The following is a 1,086-nucleotide window of genomic DNA, read 5'->3' on the forward strand; positions in this document are numbered from 1 at the left end:
GTGTTGCGACCTGCGTGATCATATACCGCCAAGGAGTTATGCTCTCTTCCAAGCCCGGTTGGCGTTACAGGAACTGGGCGAAAGCCTGAAGGCGGAAAGACGAGGTCGATGACATGGGCGGAGCAACCATCCACAAGCAATCCCGCACGACGCCGCAGCTGCGCGAGGAGATCCGCAACTCGCCGCTGTCGGAGCGGGCCCTTGCGGAGAAGTACAACATCAGCCGCGCGACGGTGCGCAAGTGGAAGTACCGGGAGACGAGCGAGGATCGCAGCCATCGCCCGCACCGGCTGCACACGGCGCTGTCGCCGGCGCAGGAGGCGATTGTGGTGGAGCTGCGCCGGACGCTGCTGCTCGCCACCGACGACCTGCTGGTGGTCGTGCGTGAGTTCATCAAGCCGGACATGGTCCGCTCGGCGTTGCAGCGGCTGCTGGTCCGTCATGGGGTCTCGCAACTCAAGGAGCTGATCCCGCGCCCGGAGGGTGAGTCGCGTCCTACGAAGACGTTCAAGGACTACCGGCCCGGTTACGTGCACGTCGACATCAAGTACCTGCCGGAGATGGCCGATGAGCAAGGGCGCACGTACCTGTTCGTGGCCATCGATCGGGCCAGCCGCTGGGTTTACCTCGAGCGCCACCGCGAGAAGTCGCGCAAAGCGGCTGTGCGCTTTCTCAAGCGCCTCCAGGAGAAGGCCCCGTTCCGGATCCATACGTTGCTCACGGACAACGACCTGGCCTTCACGGACCGCTTTACCCAGAAGACCCGACGTCCCTCGGGGCGGCATGCCTTTGACCAGCTGTGCGCCCGCTATGACATCGAGCACCGGCTCACGCCGCCTCGCCGTCCGCAGACGAACGGCCTGGTGGAGCGATTCAACGGCCGTATCAGCGAGATCCTGCGCACGACTCACTTCGATTCGGCCTCCGATCTCGACTCGATGCTCTGGCACTATCAGCGCCTCTACAACCACCACATTCCCCAGCGTGCGCTTGGGCACGCCACCCCTGTACGCAAACTCAAGCACTGGTACGAGGAGCGCCCCGATTTATTCCGTAAGCAGGTATATGATCAGTCAGGTCTTGACA

The 1,086-nt window shown here is 63.3% G+C and carries 1 protein-coding gene; it reads left to right on the forward strand.

Features of this window, described 5'->3' with window-relative positions; genetic code table 11:
• Positions 1-113: 113 nt before the first annotated feature.
• Positions 114-1,086: IS481 family transposase (locus LRA98_RS12815; RefSeq protein WP_238634272.1), on the forward strand; the 973-nt coding region annotated here is incomplete at its 3' end.

It is taken from the genome of Halorhodospira sp. M38 (assembly GCF_022227985.1).
Classification (GTDB): Bacteria; Pseudomonadota; Gammaproteobacteria; order Nitrococcales; family Halorhodospiraceae; genus Halorhodospira; species Halorhodospira halophila_A.